Here is a 22859-nt window from a genome sequence, read left to right as displayed (position 1 = left end):
CGCCTATCCTTCCAAAACGTGGATATCCGCCGGATCAAATCCGGCGATGACGTCGACACCTTCGCGCACGCCATCCGGCAAGGCGCTGTAACGGCGGGCATGCAGCGTCCGGTCGCCGGAGATCAGGTAGATGTTGGAGGTACCGCCGACATAGGTGGTGGCGGTCACCTGGCCCTTCAGCGACGACCAACCTGCCGGCACGTCGTCCGCCTGCGTGAAGACGCGCAAATTTTCCGGGCGCAGAACACCCTCTGACGGGCTTTCGGCGTGCAGGCGGCCATCGCCCTGCATTGGCAGAATATTCGCCTCGCCGATGAAATCAGCGACGAACCGGGTCTTCGGCCGGCGGTAGATGGCCTCCGGAACGTCGATCTGTTCGATATGTCCGGCCGACATCACCGCTATTCGATCGGACATGGCCATCGCCTCCTCCTGATCGTGCGTGACGAAGATGAAGGTGATGCCGAGCTGGACTTGCAATTGCTTCAACTCGATCTGCATGCGCTTGCGCAGCTGCAGATCCAGTGCCGACAGCGGTTCGTCCAACAGCAGCAGCTTGGGCCTGTTGACGATGGCCCGGGCGAGCGCCACGCGTTGCTGCTGTCCGCCGGACATCGCGCGCGGACTGCGGGGCGCCATCGCGGCGAGTCCGACCATTTCCAGCGCTTCCTGGGCACGGCTTTCCGCCTCCTTGCGAGAGGCGCCGCCACGAAGAGGTCCGTAGGCGACGTTCTGCAGCACTGTCATATGGGGAAACAGCGCATAGTTCTGGAACACCGTGTTCAGCGGTCGCTTTTCGGGCGGCAGCACCGAGACATCTTCGCCATCGATCACGACACGACCGCTGTTTGCGGACATGAACCCGCCGATGATGCGCAGAAGCGTGGTCTTTCCGCAGCCCGACGGGCCGAGCAACGAAATGAATTCGCCTTGCGTGACATCCAACGACACGCGATCAAGCGCGCGGTAGTTGGCGAAGGACTTCGTGACGTCTGTGATGGCAAGCAGGGTCATGGGTTCAGTTCGCAATCTCGCGGTTCCAGCGGTCGGTGATTGCCGGTCGCATCGCGTTGACCTTGGCCCAATCGAAGAGATGCAGTGTCTTGATCGACCCACCGGTGCCCCACGGCAGTTTTCGCTCGACATCGGCCGAGAGAGCGACGCCGGTGATCGCCGGGCCGAGATAGAGCTTTTTCGCCAGGCACGTCGCAGCTTCTGGCGTCAGGGCCGTATCGATGAACTTGGCGGCGGCTTCCGGATTTTTCGTGCCTTTGACGATGTGCATGCGCGCGTCGGTGGCCCAGACGCCTTCCTTCGGAACGACGAAACCGATCGGCAGGCCAGCATCGATCAGATCCCATGCACCGACATTGAAATGCGCGCCAATGACAATCTCGCTGCTCTGGAACGCGTTGGAAGCCGCACCTGATGTATCGTAGAGAAGGCCACTATCCAGAGATTTCAGCTTGGTGAACGTGGCATCCATGGTTTCGGATGTGTCGCCGAAGGCGCCGGCAAGGAAGATCACGAACGGCACGCCGGCCGAATTGTTCGGCGACGGAATGGCAACGGCCCCGGCATAGGCGTCGTTCCACAGTTCCTGCCAACTCTGTGGCGCTTCGGTCACTTCCGACGTGTTGTAGATCAGGCCAAGCGAATAGTAGCCGGCGCTGACGGCGAAGACATGATCGCCGTTCTTGTAGGCGGCCTGCGGCTGAAGGGCGGCGGAATTGGAAAGTGTAGCGAGATCGATCGGCGCCAAGACACCCGCAGCCTCGGCGATCTCACTGATGCCGCCATCCATATAGGCGACGTCGATGACGGCATTTCCAGTCTGCTGCTGCAGCTTGGAGAGTGTGGTGGTCGAATTGCCGATTTCAGCAACGACCCGAATTCCGGTTGCCTTCGTAAAAGGCTGGGCGACACATGCATCGAACGCTTCACCCCAGTTGCCACCGTAGTAAGCAACGGTGATCGACTGCGGTGCTGACTGGGCAAGACCTGTCTGGGGGAGGCCGACGACACTGGCAACCGTGGCAAGCAGGATGGTTTTCTTCATCTGATATCTCCGTCTCTGGGGTTGCGCTTTGTGCGCTTGGGACCTCTGTCCGGCTGAGACCATAGCAATAACCACGGGATCCATATTGAATAATTTGGACGAATGATTGAACATGACCGACAACTTAATCGGTGGCCAGCGGCATGACAAAGACGCAGGAAAGCAGCTTCGAACTGCGCATAGCATTCATCTTGCAGAACAAATTCACGCTTGCAGCCTTCTCCGGCTTCATTGACGCGCTCAGGCTTGCAGCCGATGACGCAGCAAAGAGCCGGCAAATTCGTGTCGGGTGGGACGTCTATTCGCTTTCAGGTGGCCCGGTACACGCAAGCTGCGGCGTCGCAATTACTACGCTGCCGGCACCGCGCGATCCGGCAGGTTTCGATTACGTTGCAGTCTGCGGCGGCAACGGCTTCGACGACGATACGCCGGCTCCATCTCTGATGCATTTTATCCGGTCAGCCCACACACAAGGTGTTGGGCTGCTTGGCATCTGCACCGGAAGTTTCGCCTTGGCGCGAGCCGGCCTCATTGATTCACGCCGCTACTGTATTCACTGGAACGTACTTGAGGCGTTTAAGAGCCGTTTCCCCCGCGCGCAGATCTCGCTCGATCGGATTTTTGTCGATGAAGGAGATGTGATTACCTGCGCCGGATCAACCGCAGCGATCGACCTGGCGCTGTACCTGATCGTGCGCCATTGCGGCTCCGAGCGGGCTCGGCAAGTCATGAGGCACATGATGCTCACCTCAATGCGCCCGGCCAGCGTGCCGCAGGCACACTTCTTCCAGTTGCCACCTGATGGAACTGACAGCCGCGTGCGCAAAGCATTGCACTTCATGGAACAACAGCTTGACCAGCCCCCGAACAACCTCGCGATCGCACGCTATTGCGCGATCTCACATCGCCAGCTCGAGCGACTGTTCCGCGCGAACCTTGGCCTGACAATCGGCCAAACCTTCAGAAACATGCGGCTGAACTATGGGCGCTACCTGCTCTCCGGGGGGTCGCTCACCGTGATGGAGATTGCAAACATCACAGGCTTCGCAGACACGGCACATTTTTCACGGGAGTTCCGTAAAGCATTCGGAGGCACGCCGAGCGCTTTCCGTGCATTCGAACGCTCGGATCAGCATCGACCCGTGGGAGCAGTGCGGATGCATGCCATTTGATCGCTGCTACAGCCCACCGAGAGTACCTGTCGGCAGACAGGCACGTCAGCGAGCTTTTCGGAGCCTAGCTTTCGGTATTCCCAAACTTCTGGGCAGGTGGTGAACCCTGCGACGCGCAAAGTCGATAAACGAGACGCCATCTATCGAGTGTCTCGCAAAACAGTGGAGCGAGCTCGTTGCAATCATAGAGGACATTCAGGACGAGCTGCCCTTCTACGGATACCGGCGCGTGACACACGAACTTCAGCGAAGAGGCCACCTCGTTAATCACAAGCGTGTCGCCCGCGTCATGCGGGCCAATGGCCTCGGTATCAAGCCTCGCAAGCGGTATGTTCGCACGACGGATAGCAACCACGATTCGCCGATTTACCCGAACCTTTATCGCAATGTGATCCCGTTGCGGCCTGACATGGTCTGGGTGGCCGACTTCACGTACATTCGTATCGCCGCTGGCTTCTGCTATCTTGCTGTCATTCTCGACGCCTGCAGCCGGAAAGTTGTCGGCTATGGCCTGTCGAAACGACTGGATACGCCGCTTCCCGACGATACATGGCCTTTATCCACCCAAAGACAGCAATAGTTTTTCTGTACGTGCAAGGCTCATAGAGAAGGTTTCCCTCGACCCGAAGCAGACCGTCAACCTGTGCGGGGATGGTAAGGCTGCGCTCTCGTTATTTCTTCCCAGCTTAGGCGCCTGCGGTCCGGCTGTGACCGGTCCCACCATGGCCGGAGGATCAAACTCCGCCGTATGCTATGATGGCTCTCGTCCGATTGATCTCTCTTGGGTGTTAATCCGAAGCGCGGCAGAGTAGCCGCTTTGGGTCGAACGAAACCATCGCCCCGCCATTGTCCGCTGATAGTAGGACGGCCAGCGTGATCTCGCGGCAGCAACGTGACGTCAATCGGTCGCCCGACCCCGTTCTAAAGATAACGGCGATCGCGTCCTTGAAGACTTTTGACAGTCCGGGGACATTTAGTCCAGACGCGGCCCAAATGAGATTTGGCAGGCACTATACCGGCCCGCCAAAGTGGCGGTGGAATCGACTGCCGCTTTGCGCACGCTTGCCTTCACCGTCCCGGACCATAACAAATCTCGGATCACGATTGCTGCCGCGATCCGAGCGCCATCGAGTGTTAGACACGACGATAGACGTGTTACCAGGACAGAGGTCTGTCGCCATTCTCATCCTGGATGCGGGTCGGTAGCCCCATACCGTTTAGCAGTTTGATAAATGGAATGGGCGGGAGTTCCTCGACGTTGACCATCCTCTTCGCGTCCCACTCACCCGTGGCCACGAGCAGGGCGGCTGCAACGGGTGGGACACCCGCAGTGTAGGAGATGCCCTGCGAACCGACTTCTGCATAGGCTTCCTTGTGGTCGGCCACGTTGTAGATGAAAACTGTCTTTTCCTTGCCGTCCTTCAGGCCCTTTACATAGTCGCCGATGCAGGTCTTGCCTTCGTACCCCGGCGCGAGCGAGGCTGGATCAGGCAGGCAGGCCTTAACGACCTTAAGCGGGACGACCTCCTCGCCGTTGACGAGCTTGACCGGTTGTTCGGAGAGCAGACCGATCGATTTCAGCACTGTGAAGACGTTGATATAGTGATCGCCGAAGCCCATCCAGAAACGCACATCGGCGCCGTCCATGTTTTTGGCCAACGAATGCACCTCGTCATGGCCGCAGAGATAGGCCATGCGCTTTCCGACGACCGGCAAGTCGTATTCCTTGCCGACTTCGAACATGCGGTTCTCCTGCCACTCGCCTTTTTGCCATGAATAAACGACGCCGGTGAATTCGCGGAAGTTGATTTCCGGGTCGAAATTGGTTGCGAAATACTTGCCATGAGTACCGGCATTGATATCGACGATGTCGATGTCGGTAACCTTATCCAGATACTCGTCCTTTGCGAGGCGCGCATAGGCGTTGACGACGCCCGGATCAAAGCCGGCGCCGAGGATGGCGGTGATGCCTCTCATCTCGCATTCAGCAGCTCGTTTCCACTCGTAGTTACCGTACCACGGCGGGGTCTCGCAGATCTTGTTCGGTTCTTCGTGGATCGCGGTATCGATATAGGCAACGCCGGTGTCCATGCAGGCCCGAAGCACAGACATGTTGAGGAAGGCGGTGCCGACATTGATGACGATCTCGGATTTCGTCGCCGTGATGAGCGTCTTCGTGGACTCGACGTCGAGCGCGTCGAGAGCATGGCCCGCAAGCACGCCCGGCTGTTTCATCGCGCCCTTCTCGTGAACGGAGGCAATGATCGCATCGCATTTCGATTTCGTCCGCGAAGCGATGTTTATGTCGCCGAGAACATCGTTGTTCTGGGCGCATTTGTGCGCAACGACCTGGGCGACGCCGCCTGCGCCGATGATGAGTACATTCTTTTTCATGATGAGGACGAGTTCCTTATATCCAATCGTCAGAAAGTCCACCTGCCGGCTGAGGGCCAGGATCAGGAGAGGCTCTGTTCGTAATCCGCGTAGCCGAACTCGCGGACCGTCCTGAGGCTGCCATCAAGTTCGCGGATGGCGATTGCCGGCATTTTCACGCCGTTGAACCAGTTTTTCTTGACCATCGTGTAGCCGGCAGCATCCTGGATCGAAAGACGATCGCCGACGTTCAGCGCGTTCGGAAAATCAAACTCGCCGAAGATATCGCCGGCCAGGCAGGATTTGCCGCAGACCATGTAACGATGAGGTCCCTGGTTCGGAGAGACCTTCGCGCTCTCGCGGTAGATCAGAAGATCTAGCATGTGCGCTTCGATGGACGAATCCACCACGACAAGGTCCTTGCCGTTGTAAAGCTTGTCGAGCACGGTGACTTCCAGCGTGGTCGATTTGGTGATCGAGGCCTCACCCGGTTCCAGATAGACCTGCACTTCATAGTCACCAGCAAAACGTTTGAGGCGTTCGGCGAACCTTTCGAGCGGATAGTTCTCTCCGGTAAAGTGGATGCCGCCGCCAAGGCTGACCCAACGAACCTCTTTCAGGAGCGAACCAAACTTTTGCTCGATATGGCCGAGCATTCGCTCAAACAGATCGAAATCGCTATTCTCGCAATTGTTATGAATCATGAAGCCCGACACCAGGTCCATGACCGGTTCCACTCGCGTGAGATCCCATTCGCCGAGACGCGAGAAGGGCCGGGCGGGATCGGCAAGATCGAAGCTCGATGAGGAGATCCCGGGGTTCAGGCGAAGGCCGCGGGCGATGACCGAGGACTGAGCCTTGAATCGTTGAAGCTGGCCGATCGTATTGAAGATGATCTTGTCCGCATGAGAAACGACCTCGTCGATCTCATAGTCTGCATAGGCAACGGAATAGGCATGTGTCTCTTTACCGAAACGCTCGCGCCCCAAGCGCACTTCGTTAAGCGAAGACGAGGTCGTTCCGTCCATATAATCGTGCATGAAATCAAAGACGGACCACGTGGCAAAGCACTTGAGCGCCAGCAGGGCCTTGGCTCCCGATAGCTCACGAACAAGTGCGATCTTCTCCAGGTTGGAGAGGAGCCTGCCTTTGTCGATAACGTAGCACGGGGTTTGAATCACGATGAACTCCCTCAGAGTGGATGGACGATATGCTAACCCTACCGTTGGCAATCAAGGCTTCGGCTCGCATTCACAAACGACACCCAAACAGGGAGAATGCGTGCGGGAAGGACCCTGAGCTGCTGCGAGGCAGAGGACGTTTGGTCAAGATTTCAGATCATTGGTGCGGCGGTAACCGCGAAGGTGGCGCGTTGTTCGGGAGGAGTTCCTGGAGACCCCGAACGCAAACCAGGTGTCACCTGCGTTCGGGCTGCGAACCGTTTTTAGAGCGCGAAGGCTCTCTACGAAGCTGGACCATGGCGTTTAGCATAGCGGTTCATCGCCTCCCTGCGCCACAAAGTCAACCTCCAGCCGGATGTTAATACCGACACGGGATTGGCTTCCACTTGATACACAGGCTTGCGGGCTTCCTTCTGGCTTTGCATGCTTTGCCGGTCGACATACTCGGCGGCGCGGACGAGCCAGATGATCCCTTGGCCGAGTGGTCCGGGCTCCTTTCGGAAGTCGATGCCAAGGTCTTGCCACTGCTGCCTACCGACACTGCCATGGCGGTGGGCGCCAGGTTCGAGCGGTTTCTCGCTGGCAACGACGAGCCGCATCCAAGGGCGGCCATCCACGGCGACTTCGGCACGGGAAACATCCTCGTTGATGATGGCAACGTCTCGGGCATCATCGACTTTGCCGGATGCGCGATCGGCGATCCGGCCTACGACCTCGCCAGCCTTTCGGCTGGCCTGGGTGACGATTTCCTCGCGCTGATGCGGTGGTCCTACCCCGGGATCGATGCCATGCGGGAGCGGATCTGCTCTTACAGGAGCACATTCCCGCTGCTGGATGTCGTCTTCGGTCCGGAGCATGGCGACGTCAGCGCCTTGAACGCCGGACTCGAGGCCTTGCGGAACGGTTTGCGCGTGGGCAGTGGATTAGGCAGAAGCGCTTGAGCCGATAAGAACCGTGGACCACTGCGTCGGTATTGAGGAGATGTGCGACTTCACGCGATATCGCTTGCCTCGGCTTTTTGAAACATTGACGGATAGCTCGGCGATCCTAGTTAGATGGGTACTGGCATAGACGTTTAGGGTATAATGAAAAAATACAGTCTAGAAAACAAACGTATCCTCATTCTGGAGGACGACCCTCTCCTCGCCCTCGACCTTGAAGACTTCTTCACGGAACTCGGCGCCAAGGTAATCGGCCCCGTCTCAAGCGTCGAGCAAGCCCTTCAGGCGGTTTCTTCCGGCATCGACGGGGCGGTTCTCGACCTCAATCTAAGAGGCGTCTACTCCTACCCCGTTATCGAGATACTCGTCAAAGCTGGCACACCCTTCGTCGTCTGTTCCGGATATGCTGAACTGCCTGACACCCGGACAGAACTGACCGACATCGTGCTGCTGCCGAAACCTTGCGACCTCAAGGTCTTGCAGACCAGGCTCGCGGAGCAGATTGCCGCAGCACCCAAGACAGCTTCCTAGTCGCGTAAGATTCGAGCCGGCGAAGTGCCGGGATCGTATCCTTTAGTCCGACACCGCCCTCAGCGCTTCGCTCTCGGGGATAGGAAGGTCTATCTCGGCCCTGAACCCGTCCGGCAGGTAATGGAGGTTTACCTGCCCGCCCAGCTCGTATTCGATATTGGCCTTGATAAGCCGGGTGCCGAAACCCTCGTCATCAGGCGCCTTGACGGCCGGTCCGCCGCGTTCGGTCCAGTTCAGGCGCACGGACCGCCCCGGCCCCGTCTTGTCGACCGCCCACGCTATTGAGACCCTGCCATGCTCATTGGCCAGCGCGCCGTATTTCGAGGCGTTCGTCACCAGTTCGTTGAATACCATTCCGATGGAGAGCGCGGCCTTGGGGTCCAGCCGAACGAGATCGTGCCGTCCAATGTCGAAGCGCGATAGATCCTTGTTGTGTGGGCGAACAGCGCGCTGGAAAACGATCAGAAGCTCGGTCTCGTCCCAATTGCCTTCAAACAGGAGCTCGTGGGCGTCTGCCAGCGCAGACACGCGGGCGATGAGTTTCTCCTCGAATTCGGCGACCGACCGGCAACTGCGACCGGTCCGGCGAATGAGCGAAAGTACGACGGCGAGATTGTTTTTCACGCGGTGGCTGAGTTCACGGACCAGCAAATCCTTCTGCTGCTCGATCCGCCTGCGCTCTGCCCGCTCGCGTGCTTCGTTCAGCGCGCGCGTCACAGCAGCCGGCAGACGCGCCAAGCGCTGCTTCAGAACATAGTCCGTCGCGCCCTTGCGGAACGCTTCGATCGCGGCGTCCTCGCCGAGAACACCGGAGACGAAAATGAACGGCGCATCGGGCGCCAAGGCGACCGCCAGGTCGAGCGCGGCCATCCCATCGAAATCGGGAAGCGAGAAGTCTGAAAGGACGAGGTCGAAGACGTCATGCGCCAGCGCAGCCTGATAGGCCGCGCGCGTCGCGACGCGCGTCACGGCGAACGCCTCATCCAGGCTTTCGAGCTGCGCTTCAATGAGTTCAGCATCGATGGTGCTGTCTTCCAGCAGCAGGATCCGCAGCATGCCGGCCATGTCAGTTGCCGCCCACCAGCCGCAGCTTCGGCGGCGGCTCGTTGAGAAGCGCCCAGAACACACCGAGGTCCTGGATCGCCTTGAAGAACTGGTTGAATTCGACCGGCTTGACGACGAATGCGTTGACCCCGAGTTCGTAGCTTTTCACAAGATCCTGCTCTTCGCGCGACGAGGTGAGCATGACGATCGGCACATGGCGCAGGTTCTCGTCGCGCTTCACTTTTTCGAGCACCTCCAGTCCGTCGACTTTCGGCAGCTTGAGATCGAGGAGCACCACGGCGGGGTCACCGGGGTCGCGGGCCGCGTGGGAACCGCTAAGATAGAGAAAATCCAACGCCTCGGCGCCGTCCCGGGCAACCACGATGTCATTGGCGATTTGACACTTTTCAAGCGCCGTCAGGGTCAGTTCGAGATCCCGGGGATTGTCTTCAACGAGCAAGATAGGCCTCATTTCTGGCATGGATCACTCCTCAGGTAGCGCCGGTAAGGAAAAGGTGAAGCATGCGCCCTCGTCAATCGTGCCCATGGCGTCCACGCTACCGCCATGCCGCTCGACGATGCGCTTGATGAGGGCAAGGCCGATACCGGTGCCCTCGAAATCCTCGCTTCGCTGCAGCCGCTGGAATACACCGAACAGCTTGGACCTGTAAGCCATATCGAAGCCAACGCCGTTGTCGGCGATCCGATACAGCACGCCATCATCGGTCCGGTCGGCGGATATCTCGATATGCGCCTCCTCACGCAGCCGCGTATATTTGACCGCGTTGTCGATGAGATTGTACCAGACCTGCCGAAGGAGGGTGGCGTCCCCCGTCGCAGGGGGCAGATCATCGACCTGCCACACGATCGAACGGCTCGCCGCCTCCTCCGCCAGTCCCCGCCGCACCTCGTCGACGAGCTTGTTCATATCCACCTTGTCCGCGGAGAGTGCCGCTCGACCGAGATGGGAGAACGTCAGGAGATCGTCGACGAGTTCACCCGCGGCCAGCGCCGAATCCGAAATCATCTGGAGATAATGGCGCGAGCGCTCGCCAAGATTCTTCTCCCGCTCCGTCAGAAGCTGGGAGAAGCCGACGATATGACGGAACGGCGCTCGCAGGTCGTGCGAGATTGAATAGGAGAAGGCCTCCAGTTCCCTGTTGGACTTCTGCAGATCGGCGGCAAGTCTGGCCATTTGCTCGGCCTTCTTCAGCACGATCTCCACGATCGAGGCGCGCAGGTCGCGCGCGGCGGCGACCTCTGCTGGATGCCACGGCGCGCTCCTGCCGCGCACCATCTCGCGCCAGGCCTCGAACGACTTGCGAGGATGGATCCGCCCGCTTTCCCGCACCACCTTGTGCGGATCCCCGCCCCAGGTGACCGTCTTGACCACTTCCTGGCGGAACCAGACAAGCCAGCTGTCTTGCACTTCGGAAATGCGCAAGGCGAGAACACCGCAGGTGGCGTCGGTGAAGACGTCGTCCTCCGGGAGTTCCAAAGCGATGGAATCCGTACAATAGAAGTCGGTGGCCGCGCCCTGCTGCGAAAGGCGGCCGACCACTCGCCTTACCTGACGTTCTTCCGGAGCCTGGCCGACAGGCAGGAAACTGTCCTGCGACAGGATCGCCACCCCGTCGGCCCGGGTGAGTTCCAACAGTGCCGCCGGCGCGCGGGCAAGGCCTTCGTCCCACTTGTCGGTTTTTGCCATCTCGGCCAAAAGCCTGGTGTGCACGCGGGCGAGCTCGATGCCGAGGGCCGCCGTCTCGGCCCGGCTGTCGGAGCTGATCCGCATGGCCAGGCTCTGGACCACGAAATCGCAGGCCTCGCGGATGTCGCTCGTGACATGGTGGGCATTGCGGCTGTGGCAGGACAGGAGGCCCCAGAGCTTGCCGTCCACCATGACCGATATCGACATGGACGAGAGCGTGCCCATGTTGCGCATATATTCGAGATGGATCGGCGAGACGCTGCGAAGCTGCGTGAACGTCATGTCGATGGATCCCGCATCCTGCTCCTCTCCGATCGCGGTGAGCGAGACCGGCGTGTAATTCGCATCGGGAATCAGGCGTATGCGGTTGAGGCTGTAGAGATTGCGTGCCTGCGCCGGGATATCGGCAGCGGGGAAACGCAGGTCAAGATAAGACGGCAGCATACCGTTGCCGGCTTCGGCCACGACATGCCCGTTCCACTCGGGATCGAACCGGTAGACGAGGGCCCGGTCGAAGCCCGTCAGCTCGGCGATCAGGTGCGTGGTTGCAGAAAGCGCATCCGCCAGCTCCTCGGTCGCCGTCATCTGCTGCGCGAAGCCGGTCAGACGGAAAAGAAGCGCGTTGTGAAAAACGGGCGTGCTGCGTTCGAACTCGACGACAATGCGGCCCTGATGGACATGTGCCGCCATGTCCAAATCCGGATTCTGCAGCCGGGCGCGGTAGCTATGCGTTCCGGTGGCCCGCCAGGCGCGCAAAGCGGCCTCGACAGAACGGAGCAGTTCGACCGGCGTCCGGCCCGTGATCTCTTCGAAATTGGCCGATACCCACAAGACGGCGAGATCGGCGGGATCGAGAACGAGCAGAGATCCATGGGGCTGGATTGCGCCGGGAACATGAATCGGCTCGCGTGCGCAAGCATCCAGATCGCTTCGGCTCCCTGACATCGAATCCCCTCTCCCTACGCCAATGCGGCGAAACCTAGCGATATTCGGGATCGTGTAAACCGACCATCGAAGGGTTATAAAGACCAACTACTATCTAAGAGCGGGCCGCAATTTTGGTAGGCCCCCGCCGCGCCCTTATCCCGTTAGCGCATCCGACACGCGGAGACCGTGTCTTGAGCCGACAGAAGGGTTGTTTGCATTTTATTAAGATTGTTCGCAAAGACTGGCCTTGGGGACGGGCGAAATTCCAGGGGATGCACGTTGTGTAAACCAGTGAACTGGAGAAACAGATGGCCGCGTCGCAATCCACCATTCTCGTCGTCGAGGACGAACCGTTCATCCGCCTCATCCTGATCGAAGCGTTGCAAGATGAGGGGTACCGGGTGCTGGCGGCATCCAATGTTCTGGAGGCTATAGGACACATCGCGAGGCACGCCCGGATCGACGGCCTGGTAACGGATGTTGACCTGCCGGGCGGCCTGAGCGGCCTCGACCTGCTGGAATTGTTCAGCAATTGCCGGCCGGACGCAGCCAGGATCGTCGTTTCGGGCAGAGGCGATCTGACGCAAGAGGCATTGCCGGTGGCGGGCCGAATCTTCGCCAAGCCCTACAGTCTCGACAATGTGATCGCCGAACTCGACGATCAGATCAGGGCGAAAGGCACCGTCCTGCCGAGCCGGCGCATGCGTTCGTAGCGTCGAGGCGAATGCCGGCCACGTCGCCGCGGCGCGCGCGTGAACGCGCATCACTCCCTCTTGTATCCCTTTCTATTTTTAATTTTCACAGAGTTACCACGCTTTTCAATTCTTCGGACTTCCCCATATAAGCCCGCGACACCTCGAGAAACGGCAAGATGACTCCTACCTCCAACGCAATCGGCGAAATGAATCAGCGCATCCGGGCATGTGACTGGGAGAAAACGTCCTTTGGTGCCGAAGCCGACTGGCCGCAGGAGCTGCGGATGGCGTTGAGCCTGTGTCTCAACACCGCGCTTCCCACCGCCCTTTACTGGGGTGACGATCTTCATCTTCTCTACAACGATGCCTGGGCACCGATTGCCGGCGAAAAGCACCCGTGGGCTTTGGGGCGTCCGGCCCGCGAGGTCTGGGTCGATATCTGGCATGTGATCGAGCCCCAGCTCCTCGCCGTGCTGCAGACAGGTCAGGGGTTCTCGGTTACCGATCAGATGCTGCCCATGCAGCGCGGCGGCCGCATACAGCAGACCCATTGGGATTACAGCTTCGCACCGATTTTCGGACAGAACGGCAAGGTTCTCGGCATCTTCAACCAGGGCAACGAGACGACGGCGCGCCTGTCGGCCGAGCGGGCGCTGCGCGCCAGCGAGGAACGGCTGGAATACGCCCTGGGCGCATCGGATACGGTGGGCACCTGGGACTGGGATGTGCCCAACGACCGGGTGATCGCCGACGCGCGCTTTGCCAAACTCTACGGCGTTCCGCGCGAAAAGGCGAGCGCCGGTGCATCAATCGCCGATTTCTTCGATGCCATTCACGCCGACGATCTTCCAAATGTCGAAGAAGCTATCGCGGCGGCCTTGACGAATGGCAGCGTCTTTTCTCAGGAATACCGCCTCGTCCAGGCGGACGGCACACACAGATGGGTCATCGCGCAGGGTCGGCCGACGCTTGCGCCGGACGGAACACCTCTGCGCTTCCCCGGCATCAGCTTCGATATAACCGACCGAAAAAATGCCGAGGCCGCGCTTCGCGACAGCGAGGAGCGCTTCCGGGCGATCACGAACTCCATCGACCAGATGATCTGGTCGACGACCCCGGATGGATATCACGACTACTATAACCAGCGCTGGTACGATTTCACCGGCGTCCCGTCAGGCTCGACCGATGGCGAGGGCTGGGCAGGGATGTTTCACCCGGAAGACCAGGACCGCGCCTGGACCGTCTGGCGGCATTGCCTGCAGACCGGAGAGCCCTATCACATCGAATATCGGCTCCGTCATCGAAGCGGAAAGTACCGCTGGGTGCTGGGCCGCGCGCAGCCTGTGCGCAATGAGGACGGTGCAATATCCCGCTGGTTCGGTACTTGCACGGACATCCAGGATATCATCGACGCACGTGAGGTTCTTGCCCGCTCCCGCGAAGATCTTGAAACGGCGGTGCAAGAGCGCACCGCCAGGCTCTTGGAGGCCGAAGCACAGTTGCGGCAGGCACAAAAGATGGAGGCAGTCGGACAACTTACCGGCGGTGTAGCCCACGACTTCAACAATATGCTCGCCGTCATTCTGGGCGCGATGAACCTCCTCGAAAGGCGCCTCGCACGCGGCGAAACCGATCTGGGACGGTACATAGAAGCCGCCAAGGATGGTGCAAACCGTGCAGCAGCGCTCACTCAACGTCTGCTCGCCTTTTCCCGTCGACAGCCGCTCCAACCCGAAATCATCGAACCGAACCGGATGGTCGCGGGCATGAGCGACCTGCTGACGAGAGCTCTCGGAGAGCAGGTCCAGGTCGAGACCGTGCTTGCCGCAGGGCTATGGCGTATTAACGCAGATGTCAGCCAGCTTGAGAATGCGATTCTCAATCTTGCAGTCAACGGCCGCGATGCGATGCTGAACGGGGGTCGGCTCACCGTCGAGACGGCCAACTCATTCGTCTCCGAGGACTATGCCGAAGAACATTCGATGTCGCCTGGCCAGTATGTGATGATCGCAGTCACCGATACCGGCACAGGAATGAGCGATGACACTCTTGCGAAAGCCTTCGATCCCTTCTTCACGACAAAGGAGGTCGGCAAAGGGTCCGGCCTCGGCCTGAGCCAGGTTTTCGGCTTCGTGCGTCAGTCCGGCGGACACGTGAAGATCTATTCCGAACAAGGTCACGGCACCACCGTGAAACTATACCTGCCCCGCCATTACGGCGAGGCGGAAACCAGGGAGATTTCGCCACAGAATGCTGAGCCGGCTCGTGGTGCTCGCGGTGAGCTCGTGTTGGTGGTGGAAGATGACGAGCGGGTGCGCAACTTCTCCGTCGAGGCGCTACGCGAACTCGGTTATACGGTGGCGGAAGCTGCTAGCGGCGCGGCAGCGCTCGACCTTTTGGGAGAAGGCCTGAAGCCCGCGCTCCTTTTTACGGATATTGTCATGCCTGAGATGACGGGCCGTGAACTCGCCACCCTCGCGTCGAAGAAACTCGGGGAACTAAAGGTCCTTTATACAACCGGCTACACCCGAAACGCCGTCGTACACAACGGCATCCTAGACGCCGGAACTCACCTGCTTCAAAAGCCCTTCAGTCTGGAGCAGCTGGCCGAGAAGGTTCGACGCGTGATCGATGCCTAATCGGCGCTCGCTTTGAAGTCAGGCTACGGTAGCCCGCCTGTCTCGACGCATCGCAAGGCGAGATCAAAGACTGCATTCGCGGCCTGGGCGGCGCATTCGATGTCGAAGTCTTCAACATCGTCCAGTTGACGAATAAAGGACTGCCAGCACGACATGTCGCGCGTCATAACCGCCAGATGCCGTGCACCGAAACCATCGGTCATTCAAAGCGCGGCGGCTCGGATCTCAAAACGCGCGCACCGAGGGTTGACCCCTCAAGAACATAGACCGCACCCAACAAACCACTTTGATCGTCAAATAACGCATCCGTCGTTTCGGTGGGTGTAAGCCCGAGCCCCAGATCTTTCGCGTCCTGCGCGATCGAATCGGACACGGCGGTCGGACGCCAGAACCAATCACCCGGCCAGACGACATCGTGCAAGACCCTATCCATCGCGAAGCTAAAACGGCCGAGGAAGGCCACATAGCGCCGATACGCCGTTATGCTCTCAAATGCGCCGATCGCGGCGTCGAGTTTCTCATGGTTGGCTCGGGTTGGATCCCCGAAGCGCAAACCGCCTTTCACTGTGTCCCATGTGTTCCGTGGTATCAGACTGGTGGGCAGGAAGCACCGAGAATTGCTAAAGAACCTGAAAGCGCACGCAATCAAGCGCCCTGCAGGGTTCGGAAAATTCGATCGCATTCTCCTTGGACGGACCATGGCCGCATAACTCCACCCAGGCTTTCGCCAACAGCCAAGCCCGCCTGAATGGCATCCTCATGGAAGCCGGATCCGAAATAGGACCCGCAGAACCACGTATTGGCTTCGCCCTGCAGCGACCAAAGCTGTCTTTGCGCGGCAAGCGTCGCGGCGTTGAAGAGAGGGTGCTGGTAGAGCCCTCGCCAGATTATCTTATCTTCGGCGGGAGCGTGTAACGGGCTAAGCGTCACGAAGCAGGGACGAGGATTGGAAATCCCCTGCAGCCGGTTCATCCAGTAGGTGACGCAGGGCTTGCGCACCGCCGTGTTGTCACGTCCGGATTGCGCAAGATAATTCCAGCTTGCCCAGACACGCCTTCGGCGTGGCATCAGGGTTTCATCGCGGTGGAGGACCGTCTCGTTGTCGCCATAGGCGAAAGCGCTCAACAGCGCAGCCTCGCGCGGGGAACGGTCAGCAAGCATCGCCAGCGCCTGGTCTGCATGAGCACCGATCACGACATGGTCGAACCATTCCGCCTCCGCACCACCCACGGAAATCTCCACCGCGCCGTTGACGCGGCGGATTGACCTCACCGGCGCATTTGTCCGGATCCTGTCGCGGAATGGTGCCGTGAGCCGCTCGACATAGGCACGGCTGCCGCCATCGACCGTTCGCCAGATTGGCCTTCGTACGAATTTCAGCAAGCCGTGGTTCTCGCAAAAGCGCACGAAGGAGAGCGCCGGATAGTTGCCGATCTCAAGCGCCGGCGTCGACCAGATTGCAGCCGCCATCGGGTAGAGGTGGTCTTCTCGAAACGCCCGCCCGAAGCCGGCGCTGTCGAGATACTCGTCAAGGCTAGCGGAGGGATCGAGATCGCGCACGCCGCTTGGTGCCTGACGGTAGAAGCGCACGAGGTCGCGCAGCATCGACCAGAAGCGCGGGCTGGCAAGGTTGCTGCGCTGGGCGAAAAGACCGGCGAGATTCGTGCCGGCATATTCCAGCTTCCCACCGTCCATCGAGACGGCGAAGGACATGTCCGATGCCTTGGTCGGCACGTCGAGATGTGCAAACAAAGCCTTAAGGTTGGGATAGGTCGCCTCGTTGTAGACGATGAAGCCTGTATCGACCGGCGTGCCACCCGCATCCATCGTGTGCGAATGGCCGCCAATACGATTGTCGGCCTCGAAAACCGTCACCTCGTGGCGCTGCGACAGCAACCACGCCGCTGACAGGCCGGCGATGCCCGTGCCGACAATCGCGATTTTGAGTGGCCGATCCGTTTGAGGAAAATGGCGCATAATGATCCTTTTGCGGCTTTCGAACTCTGGACAACTATCTGTACCCTTTACGGGCGGGGACTTCTGACGGATCACTGCGAAGGAACGATATCGTACAGGGTGATCCGCTTCGGAGAGCACCGCGTAGAAGGATGCATGAATGAAGCTTCGAACCCCGTTGAGATTGAACACAAACCCGGTCTCCAGGCCGGCCGGCGGCTTGCTGTGGTAAGCTCAAGGGACAAACAACAGACGCCCTCGACCGATGCCCTTGTCGAAATGATGAGACAGGTCGCACAGGATCGGGATCGCCAGGCTTTTGCCCTGCTCTTCCGCTATTTCGGGCCGAAGCTGAAGACCTTCTTCCTGCGCTGGACGATGTCGTCCGTCGCAGCGGAGGATCTCGTGCAGGAGACGATGCTGACCGTTTGGCGCAAGGCATCGTATTTTGATGCGGATCGCGCAGGGGTCGCCACCTGGATCTTTACGGTCGCGCGCAACATTCGCATCGACCATCTGCGGCGACAGAGGGACCCATCGGCTTTGCCGCCAGATCCTGAGATGGCGGTGGATACGGTCGAGGATGGAATGCTCGGCGCCGAGCGGGATGCGGCGGTGCGCGCCGCGCTGACCGCGCTCTCGTCCGAGCAGCAAACGATCATCCGCCTCTCGTATTTCAGTGAGAAATCGCAGACCGAAATCGCCGATGAACTGGGTATTCCGCTCGGCACCGTCAAATCTAGAACACGCCTGGCCATGAACCGGCTTCGCGCGCTGCTGGAAGAAAAATCATGACCACCACACATCACCCAACCGACGAGACCTTGATGCGCTATGCCGCCGGCACGCTTGCCGCCGCGCCCGCCATCGTCGTCAAGGCGCATCTGGCAAGCTGCCCGGCCTGTCGCGCCCTCATCGGCAAATATCAGGCGCTGGGCGGCGCGCTCCTGAAAGAAACGGAACCGACGCAGATGTCGGCGACCGCGCTGAGCGACGTGCTCGCCATGCTCGATGACGAAGACGCTGCCGCCCCCATAGAACCGTCGCCGCTAGCGCCGGTGGAGATTGAAGGCATTCGCCTGCCGGACGCCTTGCGCGGCTGCGATATCGGACGCTGGCGCTGGATCGGTCCAGGCATGAAGATGAGCCGGGTCGGCGTGCCGCAGGATCCCGATGCCAATCTCATCCTGCTCAAGGTCGGCCCTGGCCGCGCTCTTCCCGACCACGGTCATGTGGGCACCGAGTTCACCTACATCGTATCGGGTTCATACACCGATCGTTTCGGAACATTCGGTCCAGGGGATCTCGCGGAAATGGATGAGGACGTCGAACACCGACCGGTCGTCGACAACGGCGCTGATTGTATTTGCCTTGCGGCTATGGAGGGTAAAATGCGCTTCAACAATGTCATTGGGCGCATGCTGCAGCCGATCTTCGGGATTTGAACCATGTCGGCGTCGGTGCTCTTCCTCCTTCTGGCCGCTGCTATCTCACTGGGCATGGCAGCCGTCTGGCTCGCGGTCGTGAAGGGGGCGGGATCCGGCTGGGTCGATACCGTCTGGTCCTTTCTCGTGGGCGGGGCGGGCGTCGCCGCCGCGCTTGTTCCGGTTTCGGGCTGGGAGGGCGATGGGCAGCGACGGCTTCTCATCGCAGCGGTGGCCGCGCTCTGGTCTTGTCGTCTCGGCCTGCATATCCTGCGGCGCACGCTGAAGGGCGGTGAGGATCCTCGCTACGCGAAACTTAAGGAGGAATGGGGCGAGCGCTGGCGCGGGCGTCTCTTCCTGTTTTTGCAGATCCAGGCCGCCGCCGCGCTTCTCCTCACCACGACGATCTTCGACGCAGCACGCAACCCGGCGATTGGTTGGCAGTGGAGCGATATTGCCGGCATCGCGATCATCGTCATTGCCGTCCTCGCAGAGGGCATCGCCGATGCGCAACTGGAACGGTTTCGCGGTGACCACGCCAACAGGGGCAAGGTTTGCGATGTTGGGCTCTGGGGCCTGTCGCGCCATCCCAACTATTTCTTCCAGTGGCTCGGATGGGTTGGCTATGCGGTCGTGGCTATCGGCCCTGCCGGCAATTGGGGCTGGGGCTGGCTGGCGCTTGCAGGCCCCGCCCTGATTTATTGGCTGCTGGTGCATGTTTCAGGGATTCCGCCGCTTGAAGCGCACATGATGCGTTCGCGTGGCGCTGCCTTCACCGCCTATGCCAGGCGCGTCAATGCCTTCTGGCCGGGCCCACAAAAAACGGGAGCAGACGACATGAACCTTGCCGTTACCGCCATCAACGCCGCCGAGCGGCTGCCGTTATCCGATAGTGCCCTGCGGTTCGGTATCAGCCGGCTCGTCGGCCGCACGCGCCGGCTGCTGGCGGAAGGGAGCGGTCCGACGGACCGGGACTTTGCGCGCTCCATGCGCGAATGGCCCATCGCTGTGCATACCGATGATGCGAATGCCCAGCATTATGAGCTTCCCGCGGCATTCTTTTCGCTGGTGCTCGGCCCGCGCCGCAAGTATTCATCCTGCCTCTATGCCTCGCCCGCCACGACACTCGCAGAGGCGGAAATCGCGGCGTTGGAAGAGACATGCCTTCACGCGGACCTAGCCGACGGGCAGGACATCCTCGAGCTCGGTTGCGGATGGGGATCCCTCTCGCTGTTCATGGCAGAGCGCTTTCCGTCCGGTCGTATCGTCTCCGTTTCGAATTCATCCTCGCAGCGGACCTATATCGAGGCGGAAGCCAAACGCCGCGGCCTTCGCAATCTGACCGTGATCACCGCCGACATGAACACATTCTCGCCGGGCGGCACCTTCGACCGCATCGTGTCGGTGGAAATGTTCGAGCATATGTCCAACTGGCATTGCCTGCTCCAGCGTGCACGCGGCTGGATCCGCGACGACGGACGGCTCTTCCTGCACGTTTTCTCGCATCGCAAGACGGCCTATCGCTTCGACCATGCCGACAAGGCAGACTGGATTGCGCAGTATTTCTTTACCGGCGGCGTCATGCCCAGCCACGGACTGGTCCGCGAATTCGGCGACAGTTTCGCTGTCGAACAGGACTGGCGCTGGAACGGCAGACATTACGAGCGCACCGCGCGGGACTGGCTCGATAATTTAGACCGAAACCGCGGCGCTGTCCGCGCCATCTTCGAAGCGACCTACGGCAAGGACGCCGCCGTCTGGATGCGGCGCTGGCGGATGTTTTTCCTCGCCACGGCTGGTCTCTTTGGCCATGCCGATGGGGAAGAATGGGGTGTGAGCCACTACCGCCTCATCCCGGCCGGCGCAGGCCGGTGATCTTCCTCCTTAAACGCCTCGCCGCGATGGTGCGGGCCTATATGCACCATCCTGACCCGCGTGTCGCTGCGGCGAACCTGATATCCTTGCTGGTCGCCTCGAACCAGCCCTTTTACCCACTCTATCTCTTCTGGCTGGTGAGTGCTGATATCACCGCCGCCTGGTTCACGTTCCTGTCGACACCGTTCTTTCTCGCCGTGCCGGCCGTGGCGCGCCGGAATGATGTTGCTGGGCGGGCTCTGCTGCCGCTGGCGGGGATCGGCAACACCGTGCTTTCGGCATGGCTCTTCGGCACGGCTTCTGCAGTCGAAATCTTCCTGGTTCCGTGCGGGGTCATCGCGCTTCTGCTGTTTCGCCCGCGGGAACGTGTCGTCGCCCTCGCGATTACCGCGCTCGCCTTCGGCGTTTTCCTTCTATTGCACGATGTCTATGCGCTGCCGCTCGCGCAGTACAATGCAGTTCAATACGCCGCCCTGGTACGGCTCAACCTGATGAGCGCCGGCATGCTCACAGCCTTCGTCGCCATCCTGTTCTCAGGCATTCTGGCCGACGCCGAACGGTCAGCCGATGCGGCTCGCCGCGAGAAAGCCGACTGATGCGCCGACCGCGGTCACGAAAGCACCCCAGGCAATATCGGCGAGCGTAACGGAAAGCGGCCAGTCCCTGAGCGTCGCCTGGTTGGTGAGATCGTAGGTCGCATATGCCACGAGACCGAGGACCGCACCGTTCAGCGCCGCCTTGCCGAGCCCGCCCCCGTCGAGCACAGGCATCACGGCGAAAAACACGATGCCGGCAACATAGATCAGATAGAACACAACGGCTGGCGCCAGATGAAACTGCGGCGCCAGCTTGTCGCCCAGGAGAGGCCGGTAGAGCATATCCGCCATCGTCGAAAGCCAGATGGCATCAAGGATCAGAAAGGCGATGCCGGTCGCCAGATAGGCGGTGACTATGGTTTTCATACCGATGTATCCCAGGACATTTCTCGACATTTCTACGCCTTTGTCGTCCTGACGGATCACTTTGAGTGAACCGATTCGCCCGCGCGTGCGTATTCAGGGAAAAGCAACAAGGATAGTCCGATGAGGATAGTCGTTCTGACTGCATTTTCCGCCCTGATGCTGACTGCCGCGATGTCCCAAGCGCAGCAATCCGCCGATCCGAGCGGTGTCTGGCTGCGCGACGACGGAAACGCGCGTGTGCGCATCGCACCATGCGGCCGCAATATCTGCGCGACCAATCTCTGGATCCGGGATACCAGCAAGGGCGAAGAGGCCGGCGACCGCCTGATCATGTCGCTTCAGCCCAAATCGCCGGATAAATTGTCCGGTACCGCCTTTGATGAGAAACGCGATCGCACTTATTCGATCACGGTGCAGGTATCCGATAATTCGCTTCTAACGCGTGGCTGTATTCTCGGCGGCGTGCTTTGCAAGAACGTGCGCTGGCAACCCGCCCGATGATGAACGGAAAGAAGCAGGGCATGAAGCAGATCCCGGTCACCAGCATGGCCGACAACGGCCCTCCTCCCTCTGCGGCCGGGACGCTTTATCCGGGAAAAGTGATGCACCAGAGGCTTCATCCCTTCGGCCATCGCTTCAGCTATAGCGTCTTTTCCCTTTTGGTCGATGTCGACCGGCTTGCCGATCTTGCGGGACTAACCCGCCTGCTCGCCGTGAACCGCGCGGGCATCCTGTCGTTCCACGAGCGCGATCACGTCGAAGAGGACGGGGAGACGCTGCGAGAGTACGCCGACCGCCTGCTTGCGCGCGCCGGTCTCGAAAGGGCCGCGGCCCGTATCCTGCTGCTCGCCTACCCGCGCATGTTCGGTTATGTCTTCAACCCGCTCTCGACCTATTTCGCCTATGATGACGAAGACCGGCTGATTGCCATCATCTATGAAGTCAGGAACACCTACGGCGAACGCCACAGCTACGTGGCGCCGGTCCTTGCGGGCGACATCAGCGCCGCCGGCATCAGGCAGACGCGGATGAAAGTCTTTCATGTTTCCCCCTTCATGGACATGGGGCTGCGCTACCATTTCCGCATTCTGCCGCCCGGCAGGACCGTACGGGTGCGAATTCATGAGACCGCCGGCAAGGACCCCGTCATGGTCGCGACGTTCAACGCGGACGCGGCGCCGCTGACGGACGCCATGCTGGCACGCTACCTGATCCGGTTCCCCTTCATGACGATGAAGGTGATGGCCGGCATCCATTGGGAAGCCTTCAAGCTGTGGCTGAAGGGCGCGCGCTTCCGCACAAGTCCGCCGCCGCCGGAAACCGCGAGTTACACAGACGCCGCGTGAACCGGTTTCCAACGCACGGCGCCTGA

23 protein-coding genes and 1 pseudogene are annotated in these 22859 nt (G+C 60.2%); 13 read left to right on the top strand and 11 right to left on the bottom strand.

What is annotated here, in order from left to right:
• Positions 1–3: 3 nt before the first annotated feature.
• Both JVX98_RS32030 and JVX98_RS32025 read right to left on the bottom strand, forming a co-directional pair.
• Positions 4–1014: an ABC transporter ATP-binding protein gene (locus JVX98_RS32030; RefSeq protein WP_192449278.1), complete on the bottom strand. Its 1011-nt coding sequence runs from the start codon at positions 1012–1014 to the stop codon at positions 4–6.
• A 4-nt stretch (positions 1015–1018) separates the two neighbouring features.
• Positions 1019–2059, bottom strand: a complete 1041-nt coding sequence (locus JVX98_RS32025) for an ABC transporter substrate-binding protein (RefSeq protein WP_205239784.1) — start codon at positions 2057–2059, stop codon at positions 1019–1021.
• 143 nt (positions 2060–2202) lie between these two features.
• Between JVX98_RS32025 and JVX98_RS32020 the strand changes: the two genes are divergently transcribed.
• Together JVX98_RS32020 and JVX98_RS32015 are read left to right on the top strand one after the other, a co-directional pair.
• Complete coding sequence (locus tag JVX98_RS32020) at positions 2203–3231, top strand: GlxA family transcriptional regulator (protein WP_192448880.1); 1029 nt, start codon at positions 2203–2205, stop codon at positions 3229–3231.
• Between the two features lie 229 nt (positions 3232–3460).
• Complete coding sequence (locus JVX98_RS32015) at positions 3461–3811, top strand: DDE-type integrase/transposase/recombinase (protein WP_246765100.1); 351 nt, start codon at positions 3461–3463, stop codon at positions 3809–3811.
• Between the two features lie 575 nt (positions 3812–4386).
• On the opposite strand, the gene JVX98_RS32010 is transcribed toward JVX98_RS32015, so the two are convergent.
• Together JVX98_RS32010 and JVX98_RS32005 are read right to left on the bottom strand one after the other, a co-directional pair.
• A complete protein-coding gene (locus tag JVX98_RS32010) occupies positions 4387–5625 on the bottom strand; it encodes a saccharopine dehydrogenase family protein (RefSeq protein WP_205239783.1) in 1239 nt (412 codons plus the stop codon).
• A 62-nt stretch (positions 5626–5687) separates the two neighbouring features.
• Positions 5688–6785 (bottom strand): carboxynorspermidine decarboxylase, encoded by a 1098-nt coding sequence (locus tag JVX98_RS32005; RefSeq protein WP_205239782.1) that lies wholly within the window; start codon positions 6783–6785, stop codon positions 5688–5690.
• Between the two features lie 386 nt (positions 6786–7171).
• Here JVX98_RS32005 and JVX98_RS32000 point away from each other — a divergent pair, with 386 nt between their 5' ends.
• The gene (locus JVX98_RS32000; protein ID WP_371826592.1) at positions 7172–7726 is read left to right on the top strand and encodes a phosphotransferase; all 555 of its coding nucleotides are present in this window, start codon (positions 7172–7174) and stop codon (positions 7724–7726) included.
• Positions 7727–7870: 144 nt separating this feature from the next.
• Positions 7871–8257, top strand: a complete 387-nt coding sequence (locus JVX98_RS31995; RefSeq protein ID WP_205239780.1) for a response regulator — start codon at positions 7871–7873, stop codon at positions 8255–8257.
• A 42-nt stretch (positions 8258–8299) separates the two neighbouring features.
• Here the strand turns inward: JVX98_RS31995 and JVX98_RS31990 are convergent, their stop codons facing one another.
• The 3 genes from JVX98_RS31990 to JVX98_RS31980 are packed head-to-tail and all read right to left on the bottom strand — an operon-like array spanning position 8300 to position 12041.
• Positions 8300–9322 (bottom strand): sensor histidine kinase, encoded by a 1023-nt coding sequence (locus JVX98_RS31990; protein WP_246765098.1) that lies wholly within the window; start codon positions 9320–9322, stop codon positions 8300–8302.
• Between the two features lies 1 nt (position 9323).
• A complete protein-coding gene (locus tag JVX98_RS31985) occupies positions 9324–9782 on the bottom strand; it encodes a response regulator (RefSeq protein WP_192448876.1) in 459 nt (152 codons plus the stop codon).
• Between the two features lie 3 nt (positions 9783–9785).
• Positions 9786–12041: an ATP-binding protein gene (locus JVX98_RS31980; protein ID WP_246765097.1), complete on the bottom strand. Its 2256-nt coding sequence runs from the start codon at positions 12039–12041 to the stop codon at positions 9786–9788.
• Positions 12042–12244: 203 nt separating this feature from the next.
• On the opposite strand from JVX98_RS31980, the gene JVX98_RS31975 reads away from it, so the two are divergent.
• Positions 12245–12649 carry a response regulator gene (locus tag JVX98_RS31975; protein WP_205239779.1) on the top strand — a complete coding sequence of 135 codons (405 nt, stop codon included), beginning with the start codon at positions 12245–12247 and terminating at the stop codon, positions 12647–12649.
• Between the two features lie 158 nt (positions 12650–12807).
• A complete protein-coding gene (locus tag JVX98_RS31970) occupies positions 12808–15270 on the top strand; it encodes a PAS domain-containing protein (RefSeq protein ID WP_246765096.1) in 2463 nt (820 codons plus the stop codon).
• Positions 15271–15293: 23 nt separating this feature from the next.
• Here the strand turns inward: JVX98_RS31970 and JVX98_RS31965 are convergent, their stop codons facing one another.
• The 3 genes from JVX98_RS31965 to JVX98_RS31955 form a co-directional block, all read right to left on the bottom strand.
• Complete coding sequence (locus JVX98_RS31965) at positions 15294–15473, bottom strand: hypothetical protein (RefSeq protein WP_205239778.1); 180 nt, start codon at positions 15471–15473, stop codon at positions 15294–15296.
• Positions 15470–15823, bottom strand: a complete 354-nt coding sequence (locus tag JVX98_RS31960; RefSeq protein WP_205239777.1) for a biliverdin-producing heme oxygenase — start codon at positions 15821–15823, stop codon at positions 15470–15472. Before JVX98_RS31960 ends, JVX98_RS31965 begins: the two co-directional genes overlap by 4 nt.
• Positions 15824–15915: 92 nt before the next feature.
• Positions 15916–17247 carry an NAD(P)/FAD-dependent oxidoreductase gene (locus tag JVX98_RS31955; protein ID WP_192449273.1) on the bottom strand — a complete coding sequence of 444 codons (1332 nt, stop codon included), beginning with the start codon at positions 17245–17247 and terminating at the stop codon, positions 15916–15918.
• Between the two features lie 135 nt (positions 17248–17382).
• Between JVX98_RS31955 and JVX98_RS31950 the strand changes: the two genes are divergently transcribed.
• The 5 genes and pseudogenes from JVX98_RS31950 (at position 17383) to JVX98_RS31930 (ending at position 21121) form a co-directional block, all read left to right on the top strand.
• Positions 17383–18021: a sigma-70 family RNA polymerase sigma factor gene (locus JVX98_RS31950; protein WP_205239776.1), complete on the top strand. Its 639-nt coding sequence runs from the start codon at positions 17383–17385 to the stop codon at positions 18019–18021.
• Positions 18018–18671, top strand: coding sequence for a ChrR family anti-sigma-E factor (locus tag JVX98_RS31945; protein ID WP_205239775.1), 654 nt, complete (start codon positions 18018–18020; stop codon positions 18669–18671). Before JVX98_RS31950 ends, JVX98_RS31945 begins: the two co-directional genes overlap by 4 nt.
• A gap of 3 nt (positions 18672–18674) precedes the next feature.
• Positions 18675–19385, top strand: a pseudogene (locus tag JVX98_RS31940) (DUF1295 domain-containing protein); the annotation flags it as partial.
• A 102-nt stretch (positions 19386–19487) separates the two neighbouring features.
• Positions 19488–20525, top strand: coding sequence for a cyclopropane-fatty-acyl-phospholipid synthase family protein (locus JVX98_RS31935; RefSeq protein WP_205240100.1), 1038 nt, complete (start codon positions 19488–19490; stop codon positions 20523–20525).
• A gap of 86 nt (positions 20526–20611) precedes the next feature.
• Positions 20612–21121, top strand: a complete 510-nt coding sequence (locus JVX98_RS31930; RefSeq protein WP_246765095.1) for a hypothetical protein — start codon at positions 20612–20614, stop codon at positions 21119–21121.
• Here the strand turns inward: JVX98_RS31930 and JVX98_RS31925 are convergent.
• Entirely contained in the window at positions 21086–21487 is a 402-nt protein-coding gene (locus JVX98_RS31925; RefSeq protein ID WP_205239774.1) for a DUF2177 family protein, read from the bottom strand. The two genes, JVX98_RS31930 and JVX98_RS31925, sit on opposite strands and share 36 nt — an antisense overlap.
• A 156-nt stretch (positions 21488–21643) precedes the next feature.
• Between JVX98_RS31925 and JVX98_RS31920 the strand changes: the two genes are divergently transcribed.
• Both JVX98_RS31920 and JVX98_RS31915 read left to right on the top strand, forming a co-directional pair.
• The gene (locus JVX98_RS31920) at positions 21644–21988 is read left to right on the top strand and encodes a DUF2147 domain-containing protein (protein WP_246765094.1); all 345 of its coding nucleotides are present in this window, start codon (positions 21644–21646) and stop codon (positions 21986–21988) included.
• 20 nt (positions 21989–22008) lie between these two features.
• A complete protein-coding gene (locus tag JVX98_RS31915) occupies positions 22009–22833 on the top strand; it encodes a DUF1365 domain-containing protein (protein WP_205239773.1) in 825 nt (274 codons plus the stop codon).
• Positions 22834–22859 lie beyond the last annotated feature (26 nt).

The organism is Ensifer sp. PDNC004, assembly GCF_016919405.1.
Taxonomy (GTDB): domain Bacteria; phylum Pseudomonadota; class Alphaproteobacteria; order Rhizobiales; family Rhizobiaceae; genus Ensifer.
This window is presented reverse-complemented; position numbering and strand designations above follow the sequence as displayed.